At 69.4% G+C, this 19,581-nt stretch carries 19 protein-coding genes and 3 pseudogenes; 8 read left to right on the forward strand and 14 right to left on the reverse strand.

What is annotated here, in order from left to right; all coding sequences use genetic code 11:
* Positions 1–178: 178 nt before the first annotated feature.
* The 3 genes and pseudogenes from WMF39_RS48485 to WMF39_RS48495 form a co-directional block, all read right to left on the reverse strand.
* Positions 179–826, reverse strand: a pseudogene (locus WMF39_RS48485) (hypothetical protein); the annotation flags it as partial.
* 132 nt (positions 827–958) lie between these two features.
* Positions 959–1,354 carry a type II toxin-antitoxin system death-on-curing family toxin gene (locus tag WMF39_RS48490; RefSeq protein ID WP_437743225.1) on the reverse strand — a complete coding sequence of 132 codons (396 nt, stop codon included), beginning with the start codon at positions 1,352–1,354 and terminating at the stop codon, positions 959–961.
* A gap of 2 nt (positions 1,355–1,356) precedes the next feature.
* On the reverse strand, positions 1,357–1,551 hold the full coding sequence (locus tag WMF39_RS48495) for a DNA-binding protein (RefSeq protein ID WP_437743226.1): 195 nt from the start codon (positions 1,549–1,551) through the stop codon (positions 1,357–1,359).
* A gap of 360 nt (positions 1,552–1,911) precedes the next feature.
* Here WMF39_RS48495 and WMF39_RS48500 point away from each other — a divergent pair, with 360 nt between their 5' ends.
* The 4 genes from WMF39_RS48500 (at position 1,912) to WMF39_RS48515 (ending at position 5,389) form a co-directional block, all read left to right on the forward strand.
* Complete coding sequence (locus WMF39_RS48500) at positions 1,912–2,226, forward strand: hypothetical protein (protein WP_437743227.1); 315 nt, start codon at positions 1,912–1,914, stop codon at positions 2,224–2,226.
* Between the two features lie 382 nt (positions 2,227–2,608).
* On the forward strand, positions 2,609–3,817 hold the full coding sequence (locus WMF39_RS48505) for a winged helix-turn-helix domain-containing protein (RefSeq protein WP_437743228.1): 1,209 nt from the start codon (positions 2,609–2,611) through the stop codon (positions 3,815–3,817).
* A 277-nt stretch (positions 3,818–4,094) separates the two neighbouring features.
* Positions 4,095–5,048 (forward strand): esterase/lipase family protein, encoded by a 954-nt coding sequence (locus WMF39_RS48510; RefSeq protein ID WP_437743229.1) that lies wholly within the window; start codon positions 4,095–4,097, stop codon positions 5,046–5,048.
* The gene (locus tag WMF39_RS48515) at positions 5,048–5,389 is read left to right on the forward strand and encodes a hypothetical protein (protein ID WP_437743230.1); all 342 of its coding nucleotides are present in this window, start codon (positions 5,048–5,050) and stop codon (positions 5,387–5,389) included. The genes WMF39_RS48510 and WMF39_RS48515 overlap by 1 nt, the downstream gene beginning before the upstream one ends.
* A gap of 318 nt (positions 5,390–5,707) precedes the next feature.
* Here the strand turns inward: WMF39_RS48515 and WMF39_RS48520 are convergent.
* Positions 5,708–6,601: pseudogene (locus tag WMF39_RS48520) on the reverse strand (PA4780 family RIO1-like protein kinase); the annotation flags it as partial.
* Positions 6,602–6,733: 132 nt separating this feature from the next.
* Here WMF39_RS48520 and WMF39_RS48525 point away from each other — a divergent pair.
* The 3 genes and pseudogenes from WMF39_RS48525 to WMF39_RS48535 all read left to right on the forward strand — a co-directional run.
* A pseudogene (locus WMF39_RS48525) lies at positions 6,734–6,871 on the forward strand (transposase); the annotation flags it as partial.
* Positions 6,872–7,084: 213 nt separating this feature from the next.
* Entirely contained in the window at positions 7,085–7,690 is a 606-nt protein-coding gene (locus tag WMF39_RS48530) for a Uma2 family endonuclease (RefSeq protein ID WP_437743231.1), read from the forward strand.
* Positions 7,691–7,899: 209 nt separating this feature from the next.
* The gene (locus WMF39_RS48535) at positions 7,900–8,400 is read left to right on the forward strand and encodes a VOC family protein (protein ID WP_437743232.1); all 501 of its coding nucleotides are present in this window, start codon (positions 7,900–7,902) and stop codon (positions 8,398–8,400) included.
* Positions 8,401–8,521: 121 nt separating this feature from the next.
* Here the strand turns inward: WMF39_RS48535 and WMF39_RS48540 are convergent, their stop codons facing one another.
* The 9 genes from WMF39_RS48540 to WMF39_RS48580 all read right to left on the reverse strand — a co-directional run bounded on the left by WMF39_RS48540 (position 8,522) and on the right by WMF39_RS48580 (position 18,546).
* Positions 8,522–9,259: a hypothetical protein gene (locus WMF39_RS48540; protein WP_437743233.1), complete on the reverse strand. Its 738-nt coding sequence runs from the start codon at positions 9,257–9,259 to the stop codon at positions 8,522–8,524.
* The gene (locus WMF39_RS48545) at positions 9,246–9,860 is read right to left on the reverse strand and encodes an RNA polymerase sigma factor (RefSeq protein ID WP_437296736.1); all 615 of its coding nucleotides are present in this window, start codon (positions 9,858–9,860) and stop codon (positions 9,246–9,248) included. Before WMF39_RS48545 ends, WMF39_RS48540 begins: the two co-directional genes overlap by 14 nt.
* 254 nt (positions 9,861–10,114) lie before the next feature.
* Entirely contained in the window at positions 10,115–10,993 is an 879-nt protein-coding gene (locus WMF39_RS48550) for an NmrA/HSCARG family protein (protein WP_437743234.1), read from the reverse strand.
* Between the two features lies 1 nt (position 10,994).
* A complete protein-coding gene (locus WMF39_RS48555; RefSeq protein ID WP_437743235.1) occupies positions 10,995–11,750 on the reverse strand; it encodes an iron-containing redox enzyme family protein in 756 nt (251 codons plus the stop codon).
* A 106-nt stretch (positions 11,751–11,856) separates the two neighbouring features.
* Positions 11,857–12,564, reverse strand: coding sequence for a class I SAM-dependent methyltransferase (locus tag WMF39_RS48560; protein ID WP_437743236.1), 708 nt, complete (start codon positions 12,562–12,564; stop codon positions 11,857–11,859).
* On the reverse strand, positions 12,564–13,487 hold the full coding sequence (locus WMF39_RS48565) for a hypothetical protein (protein WP_437743237.1): 924 nt from the start codon (positions 13,485–13,487) through the stop codon (positions 12,564–12,566). Before WMF39_RS48565 ends, WMF39_RS48560 begins: the two co-directional genes overlap by 1 nt.
* Positions 13,488–13,610: 123 nt before the next feature.
* Positions 13,611–14,321 carry a hypothetical protein gene (locus WMF39_RS48570; RefSeq protein WP_437743238.1) on the reverse strand — a complete coding sequence of 237 codons (711 nt, stop codon included), beginning with the start codon at positions 14,319–14,321 and terminating at the stop codon, positions 13,611–13,613.
* Positions 14,322–15,528: 1,207 nt separating this feature from the next.
* The gene (locus WMF39_RS48575; RefSeq protein WP_437743239.1) at positions 15,529–17,367 is read right to left on the reverse strand and encodes a DUF459 domain-containing protein; all 1,839 of its coding nucleotides are present in this window, start codon (positions 17,365–17,367) and stop codon (positions 15,529–15,531) included.
* A 93-nt stretch (positions 17,368–17,460) separates the two neighbouring features.
* Complete coding sequence (locus WMF39_RS48580; RefSeq protein ID WP_437743240.1) at positions 17,461–18,546, reverse strand: aldo/keto reductase; 1,086 nt, start codon at positions 18,544–18,546, stop codon at positions 17,461–17,463.
* 93 nt (positions 18,547–18,639) lie between these two features.
* On the opposite strand from WMF39_RS48580, the gene WMF39_RS48585 reads away from it, so the two are divergent.
* Positions 18,640–19,068: a MarR family winged helix-turn-helix transcriptional regulator gene (locus WMF39_RS48585; RefSeq protein WP_437743241.1), complete on the forward strand. Its 429-nt coding sequence runs from the start codon at positions 18,640–18,642 to the stop codon at positions 19,066–19,068.
* Positions 19,069–19,083: 15 nt separating this feature from the next.
* Here the strand turns inward: WMF39_RS48585 and WMF39_RS48590 are convergent, their stop codons facing one another.
* Positions 19,084–19,581 (reverse strand): hypothetical protein, encoded by a 498-nt coding sequence (locus WMF39_RS48590; RefSeq protein ID WP_437743242.1) that lies wholly within the window; start codon positions 19,579–19,581, stop codon positions 19,084–19,086.

Consider the following 19,581-nt stretch of genomic DNA (forward strand, 5'->3'; position numbering starts at 1 on the left):
TCGGCGTCACGGTGATCGTCGCGCTGCCGTCCGCCTCGGGGGAATAGCGGTACACGAGCTCCGGGCCGTCGCCCGCGCATGTCGCCGTGAAGCCGCGCGTGCCCTCGGACGTGTCGCCCGTCACCGCCGCGGCCGTCACCGGCGCCGCGCCCGCGCACGCCGCCTCCGGGTCGAGCACACACGCGCTCGAGCACGTGTCGCCGTCCGCGGCATTGCCGTCGTCGCACTCCTCCGTGCCCACCCTCACCCCATCGCGGCAGGCCTGCTCCGCGAAGGTCACCTCGAGCGCATACTCCGGGTCCCTTTCACCGGTGTCATCGATGAAGAGGAAGCGCGTCTCCCCGGCCTCGACAAGGAGCTCGACCGCAAGCTCATCCGGGCCGAGCGCGACCGAGCAGCCGAGCAGCGTCGACGAGTCGTCGCAGCCCGTCCGGACGTACCAGTCGTAGCCGCCGCCCGCGGCGGACCTCGGGGCGAAGACGACCGCCCCCTTGGCCGGCGCCACGAACCGGAAGACCTTCTCCTTCACACCCACGCCGACCGCATATGTGCCGTTGGAGGCAGAGCAGATCGTGGCGAACACGTTCGTGCCGTCCTTGGTGCTGCCCGTGAACGCGCCGCCCGCCGACACGTCGATCGCCCCCGCGCACGCCGCGGCAATGCCGTCCACGCACGCTTCGTGCTTGGAACAGTCGAGCTCCTCGCAGTCCTGCAGGACGTCCCCGTCGTCGTCCTCGTCGTTGTCGCACGCCTCGTCGAGGGAGCAGCGCTGCGTCTCGCCGTTGCAGGCGACCTGGCACTGATCGTCGCTGTCGCAACCGCCCACGCACGCCGCCGTCGCGCCGTTCTGGCTCGCTGTTGTATTGGGGGCGAAATTTTGCAGGGGCGCGACGACGGAATTCCCGAGGGGCGCCGCGGCGCGCGAGGGCGTCTGATAACCGGCGTGCGTAAACTCCTGCTAGACGGAGGGCTCCCGTCGCCGGACATGCTGTTCGAGCCAAGCGAGGAGCTCGTGTCGTGAGAGCGCGCCGGAAGCAAGCGAGAGCATGATGCGCTCTTGAACATCGACGTGGGCATCAAGGGAGTAGCCGTTCAGCATCAGGAAGACTTCCATCGCCGCATGACCGACACGCTTGTTACCGTCGATGAATGGGTGGCCTTGCACGAGCGAGAAGCAGAGAGTTGCTGCCTTGGCGATCACGGTAGGATAGAGCTCTTCACCTCCGAAGGTCGCCTTCGGCTGGGCCACAGCAGCCTCGACGGCGCGGAGGTCGCGAACGCCTGCGGCGCCACCGCTCGCCGCAAGAACCCGCTCGTGGAGGAAGAAGACCTCCGCCAAGGTCAAGTAGCGCACGCTCAGGCGAGCCGCCTGTACAGCTCTGCGTTCTTCACGAGGACAGCCTCGGCTGCAGCGCGAAACTCGTCGTCCGGCGTCGTCAGCAGATCCGCCACGGCGGCCCGCGCCAGCTCTTCCGGCTGCAAGCCGAGGCTCTTTGCGCGTTCCTGGAGGCGGTCGGCTTGCGCGGGCGACAGGTCGATGGCGAGCTTCATGGGGCGCAGTGTACCTCGGGCGACCCTGGCTCGTCACCCGGCATACGGGTGGCCGGCGAGCGATGAGCCCCGGCGGAGAAACGCGGTCCCATCCGTCCCGGGAGCGCAGCGGCCGATGGGAGGGCGAACGACGGGATGATGAGCTTCCGTGAAACCACCCGCCCGCTGCCGCGTAGAGGTGGCATCTCCGCGCCGCCAACGCCGAAAGCAGCGCCATACGGGTCGCTCGCAGGCGTACCGCTCACCGCTGCGGCGCGGGGAGACGCCTGGCTGTGGGCGCTTCTGCCCGCAGCGGGCTTTGCTCGGCCGGCGCCCCTGGCGCCTTCACGTGGGCCACGAGGCCCGAAGGAGACAATGACCATGAAGACGATCCGATTCGCGCTCTGCTCTCTCCCCCTCATGCTCGCCGCCTTTGCCGTCCCCGCGATCTCGGCGGCCGACACCGGCCCGACCTCTGCCGCGAGCGCCGTGCAGCTCGAGTCCACGGCCGTGGACGCCTCGGCGGAGCTCGGGGGCGCTGCGGACGATGCGGCGTGCTCCGGTGGTGACGTGACCGACGCCGACGACACCTCTCTGATGAGCACCGCCGCGCGCTCCGATCGTCCCAATGCCCCTGGCGTGAAGCTGTGCTGCGGAACGGCGGGGGACTACGGGGTCATCTGCTGGCGCTGCTGAGCGAGCGCCGGACGTCAGCGCGGGCTGTTGGCCGCGGTGCGCTGGCGCGCGATCGACCCGATCTCGCGCCAGCGCCCGGCCAAAGCCGTGCGTCGAATCTCAACGTCGAGGTGTGAGTCGTCGACCTGCCGCGCGGCGCGCGCGTCCAGCTCCAGACACAGCCAGAGCGTCCCCAGCTCGAGATATGCGCCCCTGGCCCTCTGCGCTCGCCGCCTTCCGCGACGTCGAGGGTGACCAGCGCGGCTCGTCGGCGACGGTCAGCGTGAGCTCCAGCGGAACGCGGAAGAACGCACCGGGATCAGATGTCAGGAGGGGGTCGATGATCTGTTGCCAAGTGAGCTGGGCCAGCTAGGGTGCGGGCCTCAACGGACGGAAGGCGCGGATGAAGGACACCCTGTCGGCGGCGGAGGCCCGGCGCATCGCGCTGGCGGCGCAGGGCTTCCGGGCGGAGCGACCCGGGCCGGCGACGACGAAGCAGCAGCTGACCCGGCTGATCGAGCGGCTGGGCGTGGTGCAGATCGACAGCGTCAACGTCGTCTCGCGCACCCATTACCTGCCGGCCTTCTCGCGGCTGGGGGCCTATCCGCGGCCGATGCTGGAGGAGCTCGCGTGGGCGAGGAAGCGGCCGCTGTTCGAGTACTGGGCGCACGAGGCCTCGCTGTTGCCGCTCACCACCCAGCCGCTGCTGCGCTGGCGGATGGCCGACGCGCACGACGGGGTGGGCGTCTGGAAGGGTGTGGCGCGCTTCCTGCGCGAGCACCGGCCGGTGGTGGACGGGGCGCTGGAACAGATCCGCGAGCGCGGGCCGCTGGCCGCCTCCGAGCTCGAGATTGGCAAGAAGGGGCCGGGCGGCTGGTGGGGCTGGAGCGACGCCAAGCGGGCGGCCGAGTGCCTGTTCTGGATCGGCGAGCTGACGACCGCCACCCGGCGGGGGACCTTCGAGAGGGTGTATGGCCTGCCGGAGAGCGTGCTGCCCAGCGCGGTGATCGAGGCGCCGACGCCTGCGCGCGAGGACGCCCAGCGCGCGCTGATCCGCATCGCCGCCCGGGCCCTGGGCGTGGCGACCGAGCGGGACCTGCGGGACCATTTCCGCATGGGGGTCGCCGAGACGAAGGCGCGGGTCACCGAGCTCGCCGAGGCCGGTGAGCTGATCCCCGTGGGCGTGAAGGGCTGGCGGGAGCCGGCCTTCCTCGATCCCGCCGCCCGGCGGCCGCGGCGGATCGAGGCCTGCGCGCTGCTCTCGCCCTTCGACAACCTGATCTGGTTTCGCGAGCGCACCGAGCGGATGTTCGGCGTGCGGGTGCGGCTCGAGATCTACACCCCCGCGGCGAAGCGGACCCACGGCTACTACGTGCTGCCGTTCCTCGAGGGCGACGCGATCACCGCGCGGGTGGACCTGAAGGCCGATCGCAAGGCGGGCGTGCTGATCGTGCAGGCAAGCCACGCCGAGCCCTGGGCGGGCGCGCAGACGCCGGAGCGGCTGGCGGGCGAGCTGCGGACCATGGCCGCGTGGCTGGGGCTGGAGCGCCTGCGGGTGGAGCCGAAAGGCGACCTGGCCGAGCGGCTGGCGGGGGCGCTGTCGGGCAGATAGCCACGAACAACATCCTTCACCGCGTGCGCCTCACCGCGCCGGAGCGGGCGAGCGGCTTTGCGCTCTCCCCCTCCAGTGATCGGATGACGTTCGCCACGACGTCGCGGACGAACCGCCCCGCCGGATCGTCGTCGGTGGCGGCAGGGACCGTCCTTTCCCTGCCAGCCGCGGGAGCGTCACGCCCAGCATGTCGGCCACCGAGGGCCACCGTCCGGCGCAGCGGGGCCCGGCGTCGCCCCCGGCGCCGATCCGTGCCAGAATGCGGCCGGATCATCGCATGGGAAACCACCTGGAGCGGGTCGTCGGGGTGCTCAACGGCGTCCTCGGCGACTACCTGAAGCGGACAAGCAACGGCCTCGCGACCGCGATGCAGCTCGTCCGCGACGGGCACCCCGTGCCGCTTGCCAGGGCATTTCCCGCGGCCGTCTCTGCCCAGGCCATGCCCCGCGTCGTCGTGCTCGTGCACGGGTTGATGAGCACCGAGGAAGTCTGGACGATGCCGGACGGCGAGACCTACGGATCGCTCCTTGCGCGCGACATCGGCTACACGCCGTTTTATGTGCGGTACAACAGCGGCCTCCGTGTCTCCGAGAACGGCGAGGCCCTGGATGCCCTCCTCGAACAGCTCGTCTGCGCCTATCCTGTTGCCGTGGAGGAGCTGGTCCTCATCGGCCACAGCATGGGCGGCCTCGTCGCGCGCAGCGCCGCGCACGCGGCGAGCGACAAGGATCGACGGTGGCTGCCCCTCGTCAAGCGGGCCTTCTATCTCGGCACACCGCACCTCGGCGCCCCGCTGGAGCGCTTTGGCAACGTGGTCACGTGGGCGCTCGCGAGCATCGACAATCCGTACACGAAGCTCATCGCCGACATCGTCGACCTCCGCAGCGGCGGGATGAAAGACCTGGCGTATGCCAATCTCCGCCGCGAGGACTGGGAGGGCTCCAGCGCGAACGCCCTGCTCCAGAATCGTCGCCATCCCGTGCCCCTGCTCCCCCACATTCGCCATCATCTCATCGCCGGCGCGCTCACGGCCGACCCGAGGCTCTCCCTCCTGTTCGGGGACGCGATGGTCTCGCTGCGGAGCGCCACGGGGCGGGCGGTCGTCGAGGACCGGTGCTCGCCCTTCCCTCAGGAGCACGCGCGGATCATGCCGTCGCTCGGACACCTGCGCCTGGCGCACGACCCGGACGTCTACGCGCAGATCCGCGCGTGGTGCGAGGAGGCGGTGTGATGGACCGGTGGCGCGGCTTGAAGGACCTCGTAGAGGACGCGGTCGACCACGGCTCCCGGCGCGTGGAGCGCCTCCAGAAGCACGCGGCGAAGCTGCCCTTCGACCTGCTGGAGCAGATTCCCCCGATCAAGGCGCCCGTGAGGGGGATCCGGCTCATCCACGATACGACGCTGTCCGGCGTGCACGGGGCGATCCGCCTCGTCAACCGCGCTGTGGGGGGCGCGGTGGATGTGGCCCTCTTTCTCGTGGAGCAGAAGGCACGGCCGGGGGAGTCGCCGGCCGGCAGCGCGGACGCCACGCCGGACGCGCCCTCCGGGAGCTCGGACGACAAGGTGATCTGAGCCCGGCATCGGACGCGGATGTCGCCGGCGAACTTCACCCAGCTCCCGCGGCTTGCCGAGATCATGCCGGTGCAGCTGTTCTTAACATTGAACCTGGTCTGGGAGCTTTCGCCATGAACACCCGCAGGCGGCTCGAAGACGTCAAGTCCGGCGAGTGTTCGCCGCGCCGCCCGCCTGTGCTGGGCGAGTGTTCGCCGCGCCGCCCGCCTGTGCTGGGCGAGTGTTCGCCGCGCCGCCCGCCTGTGCTGGGCGCGTGTTCGCCGCGCCGCCCGCCTGTGCTCCCTGAGCGTTCCGGCGCGCGCGGTCTCGCGGGCCGCTCGGTAGAATCACCACCTCGACCTTGCGAGGCTGGGACGACACGCCCCGCATGCTCAGCCCCTGCGTCTCACGGCGGCGGCGCTCGTCGTGGTTGGCATCGCTGATGAGCCCCAGGACCGCTTCGGTATCGACCCGCCCCGAAGACGCCCGGAAACGGCCGCTCAGCCGTGTCTCGGGCGTGAGCTGGCTGCACGCGTAGAGCTCCCACATCTCCTGCGCGTAAGGGCGGGGCTGTCGATGGGGAGCGAACCGAGAGAGGAAGCGCTGGAGGTTGTCGACGTCGCGCAGCAGCAGCTTTCGCGCGTTCTGATTGCTGGAAGCGTCCACTGCCTGCGGGAAATCGATGATGACCGGCCCGTCCGCCCCCATCAGCACGTTGAAGTCGGACAGATCGCCGTGCACGACCCCGGCGCTCAGCATCCGGACCGCTTCTGCCAGCAATCGGTCGAAGACCCTCACCGCGTCGTCGGGGTTCAGTCTCACCTCGGCGAGCCGCGGGGCCGGGCTGCCGTCGGCGCCGGTGATGAGCTCCATGATCAGCACACCGTCGATGAAATGGTGGGGTACCGGGACGCGCACCCCCGCGTCGCGCAGGCGGAAGATCATGTCCACCTCGGTCGATCTCCAGGCGGCTTCGTCCTGCGCGCGACCGTGGCGCGAGCGCTTGTTGATCGCGCGCTGATCGCGGCTGTTGCGCACCTTGCGCCCCTCCGTGTACTCCGCCCGGTTCTTGAAGGTCCGGTCCTGCGCCTCTTTGTAGACCTTGGCCACCCGAAGCTCGCCGCCGGAGCGCACCAGGAAGACCTCCGCTTCCTTGCCGCTCATCAGCGGGCGCACGACCTCCTCGATGAGCCCTTCGTCGGCCAGAGACATCAGGCTGCTGGGAATTCGCATCTCGTTCTTGCTTCTCCGCCGGGGATCGTTCGCGGCCTTTTAGCCACACCCCCTGGGACGCCGCAACTGGATTGGTCCTCCCGCTTCCGCGGACACCCCGGACCACACCAGGGAGCAGGAATGGGACGGTGAAAGAGGAGGGCGTTCACGCCCGAGTCGAAGGCGGAGGTGTTACGGCTGGTGAAGGTGGGCGACCGGAGCATCGGCCAGGTGGCGACGGACCTCGACCTGACCGAGACGGCGCTGCGCGGCTGGATCAGGCGCGCGGAGGGGATAAGACGAACAAGGACGATCGCGGGGAGCAGGGGCAACAGCTGCGAAGTTGCCGACCTGCACCCACGCGCGGCATCCGGCGACCGCCTGCGTGCCGGCGTCCTCGCCCTCACCTGGGCCCCGGCATCGTGAGCCAGGCGCCCGACCTCGGACGGCGCAGGAGCAGGCCCTCGCCCCGGCCGCAACCGCGCTCTCGTGGTAGGGTCGGCCATGAGCACCGGCGTGCTGCCGCACCACCTGGATCCCGCCCGCAACGCACCGGAGGTCGAGGCAGCATTCGCGGCGGTGCCGCCCGAGCAGGTGGCAGAGATCCTCGACGGGGAGCTCTTCACCTTTCCGCGGCCCGGTCGCCCCCACACGCGCAGCGCGTCACGCCTGACGATGAAGCTCGGCAGCGCCTTCGATCTCGGCGATGGAGGGCCCGGCGGCTGGGTGCTCCTGGATGAGCCGGAGCTCCACCTTGGGCCGCGGCCTGACAAGGTGGTGCCCGATCTCGCAGGGTGGAAGCGGGAGCGCATGCCGGACGCCCTCGGGGACGAGGACACGCCGGCGCACTACGACGTCCCTCCGGACTGGGTGTGCGAGGTGATCTCGCCGCGTACAGAGCGCGTCGACCGGGGGAAGAAGATGCGGATTTACCGGCGCGAAGGTGTCGGGCACGTGTGGCTGCTCAGCCCCTTGCTGCGAACGCTCGAGGTGTACCGACTCGAGGGCGGACGGTGGGTGCTGCTCGAGACCTACGAGGAAGACGCGAAGGTGAGGGCCGAGCCCTTCGATGCGGTGGAGCTCGATCTGGCGGCGATCTGGATCAGATGATCGATCGCAGGCCAGCGCGTCCCATCGGGAGTGGACATCGATCGAGCCCGTGGTGCTGCGCGCGCTGAGCCTCGGTTGCTCCCCGCCTGGGACGACGCGCCCCCGGAGCTCCAGGTCGACCTCGCCCGCCTCGACACAATGGACGGGCAGACGCGCTGTCCGATCACGAAGAGCGCTCGAACGACCGGAGCTGGGCTACCGTGATCGCCATGAACCTCGCCGGAATCGCCCATATCCAGCTCTCGGTCACGGACTTCCCGCGCAGCCGCGCGTTTTACCGCGCGCTGTGCGAGCACTTCGAGATGCAGTGCCAGTACGACGATCCGGGCAGCGAGAGCGAACGGCCCATGCTCTATTACATCGGCGGCAAGACCGGCCTGTTGATTCGCCCCGTGAACCCGGAGCACGCCGGCGCCCGCTTTCACCAGTACAAGCCCGGGCTGCACCACCTGTGCTTCCGCGCCCGCAGCCGCGAGGATATCGACGCATTCCACGAGTTCTTCGAGAGCACGCTGGCCGCGCTCGGCGGCAAGCTCGTGCAGGCGCCGCAGGACGGTGCGTGGGCGGCAGGTTACTACTCTATCGTGTTCGAGGATCCGGACGGCATCCGGCTCGAGATCAACCACGTCCCCGGCAAGGGCAACCTGTCCGAGGGCGTCGAGCTTCCGCTGCCTGCGCGCGTCCCGGGGGGCGTGCCCGAGCAAGCGTGAGGCGGCGCTGTCTTCTCCGCCTTCATCAGGCGACGAGCGCGTTGCCTCGCGCGCTGCTGAGCTCCGCGGACGCCCCCTCCGCCTCGTTCGGGCACGGCGGCGCCATCTCCGCCTCGTTCGGCTACGGCGGAGGCCCCATCTCCGCCTCGTCCTGCGGGGGGCCCTCCAGCTTGATCTGCACCTTCACCTTCCGCTTCTCTCCGTCCCCCTCGATCTGCACGTCGACCTTCCCCTCGACCCCTTGCGCCGCGAGCTGCTCCATCACCTGCCGCCGCGCCGCCTCCACGTCGTCCTTGTCGAGCACGTCCAGATCGAGCAGCTCGTGCCCGAGCTTTGCTCCCAGCGTCCCGCGCACGGTCCCCGCCAGCACGTCCTCCCGGATCTCCGCGCCGGCGAGCGCCGGGAACGCCGCCCGGATCCGCTCGGCCACGTCGCCCTCCGGCACGTCGTCGCCCCACACGTCGAGCGTCAGCGTCGTCGCCCCGTCCCCGCGCCGCCCCCGCACCAGGACCCGCGCCCTCCGCTCCGTCTTCCCTTCGCCGCGCACGGCCGCCATGAGCGCCTCGGGCTCGGGCAGCTCCGCGCCGTCCGCCACCTGGATGCGGATGCTCCGTCCCACGGGCACCTCCACGTCCGCCGGCGCCACGCACGCCGCCGCCCCGCACACCGCTGCCGCCGCCGCCACCACCAGCGCCTTGCGCAACCAGAGCCGCTTCATCGGGACCACCTCCTGCTCGGGGTAGAGCTGGCCGAACGCCGCCATCAGCTCGCCTTCGAGCTCGCGCGCGTGCGCTGGCCTGAGCGGCGCCGGCTCCCCGAACAGCCGGCGCAGCTTTCGTCGCACCTCAAAGCCCAGCATTGGAAACACCCTCTCCGCGGGACTCGCCCGCGTCCTGCTCGGCGCGCGCCTCGAGCCGCGCCTTCAGCTCGCGCAGCGCCCGCGACGCCCGCTGCTTCACCGCGTCCGCACGGAGCCCGAGGAGCTCCGCGATCTCCTGGTGTTTCAGCCCGTCGCCGTACCGCAGCGCCAGCACCTCCCTCGCCTCCGCCCCGAGCGCCTCCAGCGCGTCCCTGACCGCGCGGAGCTCCTCGCCCCGCACGAGCGCGTCGAGCGGCGTCCCCGCCTCGTCCGCGAGCACGCCCGCGAGATCGTCGATCGGCGCCTCGTGCCGCGCCGCCCGCGCGTGGTCGATGACCAGGTTCCTGGCCATGGCCAGCACGAACATCCGCGGCGTCCCCTTGCGCCGATCGAACTCTCCCAGCCGCTCCAGCAGCCTGTGGAAGACCCGCGCGACGAGATCCTCCGCGTCCTCCCGCCGGCCCACGCGTCGCGAAACGAAGCGCGCCACCGGGTCGTACAGCTCCTGGTAGAGCGCCCGGAACGCGCCGCGATCGCCGCGCCGGGACGCCTCGATCAGCTCGCAGAGATGGTCATCGCGGGAGGGCCAGAGGAAGCTCATCGCGGGGCTCACCCTCCTCTACGGCAGAGGCGCCAGAAGGTGACAGGCGAGCGGTCGATTCCTCGGGGGCCCTGGGCGACCGCTCGGCGACGGCGCGCCAGCAAGGCCTTGATGGTCCGGCTCGCCCGTTCGGGATCGAGCGCGTCGACGAGCACCCCGTCGGCGCTCGGCAAGAGCGGCGTCGCGAGCCCCCGGACGATCGGATCTCTCGATCCAGGGGTCCCGAGGAAGAGGCCCTTTCTCGTCGCCGTGCTTCAGGTGTCGAGCACCGTCCAGTCCTGCTCCGCCGCCCACGTCGAGAACGAATGCCACCCGACTTCGGGGTAATCGTGCCGGAGCCGGACGATATCGGCCGAGAAGCCCGCGCGCTCGTACCACGCGAACATTCTGGCCATGGCCTCGCTGCCGGCGCGCACGGCGTCGAGCGGGAGCTCCACGTACTGGATCTTCTTGCCGGACGCGCGGGTGATCGCCACCGCTGCGTCCAGCGCGCAGACCTCGTCCGAGGCGATGTCGATTCGCACGCCGAGGAACGGCTCGCGCTGCTCGAGGACCAAGGCGGTGAACAGGGCGACGTCGGCGACCGCGATCTGCTGGAGCGTCCGCGTCCCTGACATGGCGATGAGGAGCTTGCCCTCGCGGAGGCCGGGCAGGAGAAAGACGCGCAAGAAGTTCTCCATGAAGAACGCCGGGCCGATGATGGTGAAGGGGACATCGAGCGACCGCAGGTGCCCCTCCACCTGGAACTTGCTGTCGAAGAGCGGCACGCCGGTGCCACGGTCGGCGCTCGCGACGGAGGAGTAGACGACGTGTCCGACCCTGGCGGCCTTGGCGGCGTCGAGCACCGCGCGCGCCTGTCGGATCTCCAGGTCGGCCCCCGCCTCGGACGGGGCCATCGCGAACACGGCGTCACAACCTGCTGCAGCGCGCTCGATCGATCCTTGATCGTCGAAGGACCCTACCGTGAGCTCCGCGCCGAGCTGGCGGAGCTGCGAGGCCTGGGGGCCATCGGCGCTCCTCGTGAACGCGCGCACATGGTGCCCTCGGGCGAGGAGGGTTCGAGCGACAGCGCCGCCCTGCCACCCGCTCGCCCCCGTGACGAGCACTGTCAGTCCAGTACGGTTCCAAGCCACGTCATTCACCTCCATGACCATACGCCTGAGCGGCCTTGCGGGGGAGGGCCAGCGCAGCCACGCCGTCGAGGAACTCCCACAGCGCGGCCCATTGCGCGATCGCTCCGCGCCATGTGGCTGCGAGCGATGGGCCGCGCTCCTTGACCAACGCCGCGAGCGCGCCGGAATCCTCGGCGTGATCGACCTCGAGCACCTCGTGAATGGTCAGCCAGGCGAGCGCGTCCGGCGAGATCGCACTCTGGCGCCGGATCTCGTCGCCTAGGCAGCGATCCATCTTCTTCGCGAAGATCTCTGCGACGATCAGCGCACCCACGGCCTCGTAGGGATCTTCAGCCTCGAACAGCGCCGTGGATCGCTCACCGAGGCGTTTTCCGGGCCTGAGCACGTCGCCTCGGGCGTCCCTCGGACGCCAACCATCGAGGCCAGTCACGAACCGATCCAGGAGATCACTGTGGATCTTCTTGCAATCGCCGTTGCCCAGCTCGTCGTTTAACTGCTTCGCCATGAGTGAGGCGATGCGGCGGTCGTCGATGCGGGCGATCGTCTGGGCGAGCCAGCGGACGAAATGGGGGGAGATGCCGGCGTGGGTGTTCGCCACCAGGAACCAGATCGCCCGCAGATCGACGGGGTTCTCCCTGAGCGACACGAACAGCGGGTGCGCCGAGACGTCCCGTGCCTCGTATTCGTCGACGATGCGTGTGGCCGGTAAAAGAGTTGTATCCTCGGTACGTATTTCAATTGCACTGGTCACGTTCATGCTCTCCTTGTTGCATCAGAGCGGTGCTCAGACGAGCGTGATACGAGCACACCAGGTGCGCCGAGATGAACCCCCTGGGTCCTCCTGACGTCCTTGGCGGTCTATATCATTCGGGAGACTGCACCAGACGCGGGTGAGCCCGGCTCTGGATCAGCTCAGGGCTAGATGCCCGCTCGACCACCCAGTGGCGATCGGACACCTGGGCGATGTCGACCTCAGCGAGCCCAGCGCTTCGGCAGCAAGCGCGAACCTCGTCCAGCGTCATCGCTGCGTGCAGCGAGTTCCGGAACAGCGCGCGCTGGTAGGGCGTGTCGCCGCCGGCATAGCGCTGGACGAGGTCCTCGAGGTCCCCGAGGGTCGCCGGTCGCAGCAGGTCCTTGATCAGGATGGCCGCGCCTTGCCTGCCCACGCGCTGTGCCTCTGCGAACAGAGTGGTCGGGTCCGCCAGGTGATGAGCCAGGCTGTTCGACACCACGGCATCGAAGGCGCGCTCGGGAAACCCCGTGGCCTTCGCGTCGCCGCGCGCGACCTGGATGCGGCGGCGCGCAGGCGACGCACCAGCGCGTCGCCGCGCGATCGCGAGCATCGCCTCGGCCAGGTCGATCGCCGTGACCTCGAGGCTGGACAGCTCGGCGATGCGGATCGCGATGTCGCCAGGCCCGGTGCCGATGTCGATCAGCCGGCCCTGGGCGGGCGCGAGCTGGACGGCGCGCCGAGCGAAGGCCTCGTTGACGACGTCGTTGGAGATCGCCGCGTACTCGGCGGCGTCCTCCTCGGTGTCCATCGCTTCTGGCTCCAGGATTCGAGGTAGCATCACAGGCGCTCCACCGAGCGCCGGGACGCCATGCGGGACTCGTAGCCGGTAAGAACCTCGTGGAAAACGTCGTAGTCGCTGGCGACGAAATACATGGATTGCAGGCTGGAGAACTCGATGTCGTATCCGATGACATCCATCGAATACGGGCGGATTTGCGCGTCGCCCCTGCACGCGAGGCGGCCCTCCCGGTGCGACGAGAGAAGCGCTGCGCCGAACAGCCGGAACTCGTCGAACGTGCCGAGGAGGCCAAACTCGACGCTCCACAAGAAGATTCGGTTGAGCTCGGACTGCTCCGAGGGATTCGCGCTCGCGGCCATCCCGGCGCGGCGGGCCGACGCCTCTGCCAGGGCGATCTCCTCCGGCGACGCCGACTGGCTCATCAGCGTGGACATGTGCCGGTTCGCCTCGTAGAGCCAGCGGTCGTAGTCGTTTCCGCCGGCCACGATCATCATCTGCGCGAGGCGCTGCAGGTAAGTGCGGTACGCAGCGCAGAACAACATCGGTAGGTGTCCCAGCACGTCGTGCACGAAGTCGGGCGCCGGCGCGTGATCGATGTGGTGCTCGCTGCGCATGAAGGTGGCGATCGGAAACACTCTCCTCGCGAGGAGAGTGGCGTATACGCGCGATGGGACATAGCCGTCCACGCAGGTCGCCGTCCACCCGATCTCCTCGACGCGGCGGCTGATCTCCTGGATGGACGGGACCCGGAGGGGATCCAGGTCGAGGCGAGCGAACCCCCTCAGATACGCCGGATCGACGTGGTCCCTTAGCTCGTCGAGCATCGCCGTGTGGGCTGCCATCGTTCGCTGCCACACGCGGGAAGCTCCGCGGTCGTCGCCGAGCGCGTGGTGCGGAGCGATGTACCTGCTCACGTCCGGTGGCATCGAGTCCGAGATGAGTCTCTGACACTGGGTGGACATGAAACTCCTTGGCGCACATCACGAGACCTACGGCCACCGGCCGAGTCCGGTCTTATTCGGCGCTCTGGAGTCGACGGTATTGGCAATCCGTCATGGGAGGATCTTAGAGTTCCTTAGTTTGTCTCAGGCTTTGCGTGGGTGGAGGCTCAGCGAGAGCGAGGGCTCCAGCACATACCCTCTCTCGGCGGTATGCAGCATCTCGCCGAGGCCCAGGCTGCGCAGCACCGCGATCGTGTTGTAGAGGCGGTTCATCGCCGCGCCGGGGAGGATCCGCTCGTCCGGCCAGCCGACCTCGATCAGCGCCGACGTCGCGACGGGCTGTCCCGGTGTCCTGGCCAGCTGCTCCACCAGGCGAAGGAGCATCCGTCGCATGGCGTGGCGCCGCCGCATGCTCACCCTCGCTCCGCCGTGTGCGCGGAACCACATGCCGTCGGGACCCAGCTCGAGATCTGCAGTCCACTCGGCTGCGGGCGCCGCCGGTGCGCGTCCGTTGGCGCGAGGAGTCGTGCCTGTGTCTTCGGCTTTGACGTCCGATCCGGTGGGGCGGGCCGCCGGCGAGCCTTTGCCCTCGCGCAGCTGCACGAGGCGAGCAAAGCGCTGCTGAGCTCCCCGATGGTGCGCCCGAGCGTCGACTTCCTGCCCGCTGGCGTGGGCCTTTCGGGCGCGAGTGAGCTCGAGTAGGCCATCGAGCAGCTCGGCAAGGACGCCAGAGCGTACGACGTCGGCCTGTTCCTCGGCCAGGTGCCTCGCGTGCGCCAGGTGCCCTTCGGCGAGGGAGAAGCGGTCCTGGGTTACTTCGACGAGGCCGCGGGTGGCCGCGCTGACGATCTCCATGTAACCTCGGCACCACCCCGCGAGGTCGGAGGCGCTGTCGCGGAGGAGCGCCGTGCACCCCGGCAGGTCGGCCGCCCGAATGCTCTCGCGGTCGTGGTGCTCGGCTTCGAGCTGAACGAAGGTGGAGAGATCGGCGAGCTGAAGCGCGAGCTCGCAGCCCTGCAGCGTGAGGTCGAGCGCTCGCGCGAGGCTCTCGCGGGAGGTGGCCTGCTTACATCTCTGGCTCGCTCTCTCGGGCGTCCCGATCGACGAATGGAGATCCGCATGGATATACAAATGGCCAGCGTCGCGGAGCGCGATCCGAGGATCGCGCTCCGCCATCTCCGCTGTCCGGGCATCCGAGGTGGCGGTGCACGTCACCGTGTCGGTGGGACGCACGTCGTCTACATCGCGTGCCAGGTGAGTCTCTTGGCTCGTGTGGCGTTTGATCGCATCCGCTTGCTGCTGGCCCTGACGGGTATGCTTCGGCACAAAGATCTCCTGGAGTGGCGCGGTGCAAGAGCGCGTGTCCGCGTCAATGGCCGTTGTCTCGCAGCCCTATCCGACCAGCCAAGGGCATCGCGATCGTTCGCGTGGTGCCGGCTACCTGATTCCATCGCGACAAAGGAGAAGCGACGGCGACGAGGGCGGAGTGGGCCGAGCGGGTCGAGCGATGAGAACGGAGCGGGCTGCGTGCCGAGAAGTTCGCGCGGCGCGAGGGGTACAAGCCAAAGCCGCGTGCTCATCCAGCCAAGCAAACGGCGACGTACTCGCCGCGTAAGCATGCGAGCGTTTCACATGCCGTCACGCGACGCACTGAAGTGCCCAGTTACGTGGTCGCATCCCGTCGATGTCTTCCCCTCGCCGGCAAAGCGCAGGTCGCATCGCTTGTAGTGAGGACAGGAGCGCTCGGCGTCGGTACGTGGACTTTCAGCTGATCGACGACGAGCCTCTCTTTCGCGAGCGCGTTCTCGCGCCGCTCGCGGAGTGACTCCGACGGATCCTTCTTCCTGCCGCGGTGAACCTCACGCTCCATGGACGGCACCTTCTCGCTCTTGCGCCGGTAAACACGGTGCTTGAGCTCGGTGAACTCGGCCTTGACCTGCTCCAGATCGGTCTTCCGGTGGAGCGCGTAGCCGCGCCAGCCACGCTCGTGATCGCTGTCGTCATGGCCGGGTCGGTGCCCGGCGGGGTCGCTGCGCTCGTGGTCGGCGGGGCGTCTGCCCGCTCAGCGGGGCGGCCCGGGGGCCGCCGCACGCGGCTTCGCGCGGAGCTCCGCGAGCGTCCACTGCGCCACGCCGCGCGCCCCGTCGATCGTGAAATGCACGCCGTCGGGTCGGATCGCGCCGTCCTCGTACATGCGCCGGCACTCGCCCCCGGGGCAGATGTTCTCCTGGAGGTCGAGGAGCGCGACGTCGGGCAGCGTCGCGACGACCTTCCGGATCGAGCGGTTGATGCACGTGACCTGCTCGCGGACGTCCTTCGTCTCCCAGTCGCCGAGCGCGTAGGGGACGGTCGCCATCCAGACGCGCCCGTGCGGGTTCCGGAGCTTGTCGAGGTTCGTGACGAGGTTCGTCTCGAAGCGCTCGTGCCACGCCGGCTTGCACGCCTTCGTCCACTCGTCGTTCGCCGTGATGCCGTGCATGAAGGCGCCGCCGAGGTAGAGGACCGCGGCGTCGGGCTTCGCCTGCGCGAGGAGCGCGGGCCACTCCGTCATGCCGCAGAGGTCCGCCATGATGGTGCAGCCGTCCCGCCCGTGGAGGTCCACCGCGAGCCCGCGCTCGTGCAGACCGCGGAGCGCCCAGCCGAGCGTGTTCGCTGTCGAGTCGCCGACGACGACGACGCGGAACGTGACGTCGTCCTTCACGACCGCGGTGACGAGCGCGTTGAACATCGCGGAGCCCTTCGGCGCCTCGCCGTCCTGCGCGTGGGTCGCGCGGACGGCGATGAGCAGACCGAGCGTGACGCCGGCCGGCACCGCCCAGAACGAGCGCCCCTTCGGCAGCCCGCGCTCGCGGATCGGCCTCTCGAGGAAGCGGTAGGAGACGAGCGCGACCGCGAAGGTGATCGCGAAGCGGAGCGCGGTGAGGGCGGGGCCGTGCAGGCGATCGCTCGACACGAACACGTGCACCGGCCAGTGCCAGAGGTAGACGCCGTAGCTGATGGTGCCGACCCACGCGAGCGGGCGCCACGCGAGCGCGCGCGCGACGAGGCTCCGCGAGCCCTGCACCGCGCACGCGATGAGGACGAGGGCCCCGAGCTCCGTGAGCCAGAACCCGCCGTGGTAGAGGAGCCACGACTGGCCGTCGAACACGGACCACGCGATCGCGAGGCCGATCGCCGAGGCGACGCCGGCGCCGTCGAGGAGGCGCACCGCGCCCGCGGAGAGCTCGGCGCGCGGCGTGAGCACCGTCGCGAGCGCGGCGCCGAGGAGGATGCCGGAGGCGCGCGTGTCCGTGCCCATGTACACGCGCGTCGTGCTCTCCGGCGCGAAGAGGACGAGCATCGCGATCGCGGAGAGCGCGGCCAGCGTCAGCGTGAGGACGAGCACGCCGCGGCGCGACCACCGCGAGAGCACGAAGACGATGACGAGCGGCCAGACGACGTAGAACTGCTCCTCGATCGCCAGGCTCCACGTGTGCTCGAGCGGCGAGCGCGACGTGAAGATCTCCCAGTAGCTCTTGTGCGCGTAGATGGCGCGCCAGTTCGCGACGTAGCCGAGCGTCGCGAGCACGTCGGCGCGGAGGCCAGCGAGCGCGCTCGGCGGCCCGAAGAGGCGCCCGTGGAGCACGACCACCGGGACGAGCGCGAGGAGCGCCGGGAGGAGCCGGCGCGCGCGGCGGATCCAGAAGTCCTTGAGCGAGATCACGCCGCGCGCCTCGTGCTCCGCGAGGAGGAGCGACGTGATGAGGTAGCCCGAGAGGACGAAGAAGAGATCGACGCCGAGGAAGCCGCCGCGCAGCATCCCGTTCGCGTGGAAGAAGAGGACGCCGAGCAGGGCGAGCCCGCGCAGCCCGTCGAGCGCGGGCAGGTGCGGGAAGAGCGGGCGACGGGCGGGCGTGTCCACGAGGCGAGGGGCGAGACTATCAAAACGCCCGGGCGGCGCCTCCCCTGCCGCGCGCTCGCGTCACGCGGATCGCGCCGTGGTCGAGGTCACTCGTCAGTAATGATCGCCCTTCTTCGTGACGCCGAAGGGGATGAGCTGCGACGGTTGACCGTTGATCGTCGTCCCCCCGGCCTGGATCATGTGCGCCAGATCGAGGAACTCGGCCGGGAAGTTCAGCTTCGGAGCGGTGAGCGCGTCGAGCGCCGCCGTCTGCTCCGGCGTGAGCTTCACCTCGAGCGCCCTCACGTTGTCGTCGAGCTGCGCCAGCGTGCGCGCCCCGATGATCGTGGACGACACCGTCGGGCGCGCCTGCACCCAGCTGAGGGCGACGCGCGCGACGGTGGTCTCGAGCTGCTTGGCGATCCGCTCGAGCTCGTCGATCACCGTGTAGCTCCTCTCGTCGAGGTAGCCCGCGGCCCACTGCCGCCCTTCCGGCTTGACCGTCGCGGCGTTCCTCCGCGTGTACTTGCCGCTCAGGATCCCGCTCCGCAAGGGCGACCACGGCGTCACCCCCAGCCCGAGCTCCTGGGCCATGGGGATCAGCTCCCCTTCGACCGTCCGCTCGAGGAGCGAATACTCGATCTGCAGCCCGATGAACGGCGCCCATCCGCGGAACTGAGCGATCAGCTGCCCTTGCGTCACCTTCCACGCAGGGGTGTCGGACACGCCGATATAACGCACCTTCCCCGACTGGACGAGATCGTGGAGCGCCGCCATGGTCTCCTCGATCGGCGTGAACTTGTCCCAGTTGTGCAGCCAGTAGAGATCGATGTAGTCGGTGCGCAGCCGGCGGAGCGACTGCTCGCAGGCGGCGAGGATCGATTTGCGGTTCGAGCCGCCGCCGTTGGGATCACCGACGTACAGGTTTCCGCTGAACTTCGTGGCGATCACCAGCCGGTCGCGCTTCTGCCGGTCGTGGCCGAGGTGATCCCCGATGATCTTCTCCGAGTGTCCTTTGGTGTAGAGGTTCGCCGTATCGATGAAGTTCCCCCCGAGCTCGATGAAGCGGTCGAGGATGGCTTCGGAGTCCTTGACGCTGCTCCCCCAGCCCAGGTCTTCGCCGAACGTCATGGCGCCGAGGCAAAAGGGGCTCACCCGCAGACCTGAGCGACCGAGCGTGACATAATGATCGAGCGGCATCGCATCACCTCTGGAACTTGTTCCGTTTCGAACAGTTCAATATTGAACTAGTAGCGCCGCACCGCTCCATCGTCAAGCGCGAGCAGAGAGAACATGGACAAGCCGTCGCCCTGGGAGCTCTGGACGCTGAACTTCGAGTTCAGCATGGCGGTCATGGCCGAGGTGGAGCCCGAGGTGCGCGCGCTGGGGCTCGAGATGAAGGAGTTCTTCCTCCTCGGCAAGCTCGACGACCACCCTTACCCTGCCGAGCTGGCGCGCGCGCTGATCACGCCCAAGCCTTCGATCACCTTCATGGTGAAGCGGATGGAGGCGGCCGGCTTCGTCCAGCGTGAGACGGAGGCGGGCGATCTGCGGCGCTTTCGGCTGACGCTCACCCGCTCGGGGCGCAAGGCGATGGAGGCGGCGCGGGCGATCCTCGACGACGCCTTCGGGCGAAGGCTCGCGCGGATCTCGGCAGGCGAGCGCGCCGAGCTGGCGCGGCTCCTCACGCGGCTGACGGGGGAGCGTGCCCGCCCGCGCTGACGGCCGCCCTCGCGCTCACTCGTAGTCGCCCCTCAGCGCTTCGTAGAACGCGTCGCTCATGAGGTAGTCTGCCCACCACTGCTCGACCGGCGTCGCGCCCCGGCGCTGCTGGAAGAGCACCAGATCGTCCAGCTCGCCGTCGTACCAGCCCCACAGAAACCGGGCCCGCAGCACGTCCACGTTTCGCCTGCGGAGCTCGGCCACCGCGTCCTCGAGCGACTCGTCGTCGAACTCGTCGACAAGCGCCTCCGCCTCGTCGATGATCTCGCCGAGGTAGGCCAGCCCCTTCTTGGTGAGCTCGAACCGCGCCTTGCGGCGGTTGACCTCGACGAGGTCCGCGTTCACGAGCTCCTGCAGGACGTCCTCCAGCGGGCTCAGCTCGGACGGCAGCACGAGGGGCATCTCCATGCCTCCATCGGCGGGCTTCAGGTCCATCTTCTTCAGCACGTAGATGCCGGCATAGACCAGCTTCTGCTCGCGCGACACGATCGGCTGTCTGCGTCCTTCGAACAT

This window comes from Sorangium sp. So ce1504, from assembly GCF_051521635.1.
Lineage (GTDB): Bacteria > Myxococcota_A > Polyangia > Polyangiales > Polyangiaceae > Sorangium > Sorangium cellulosum_B.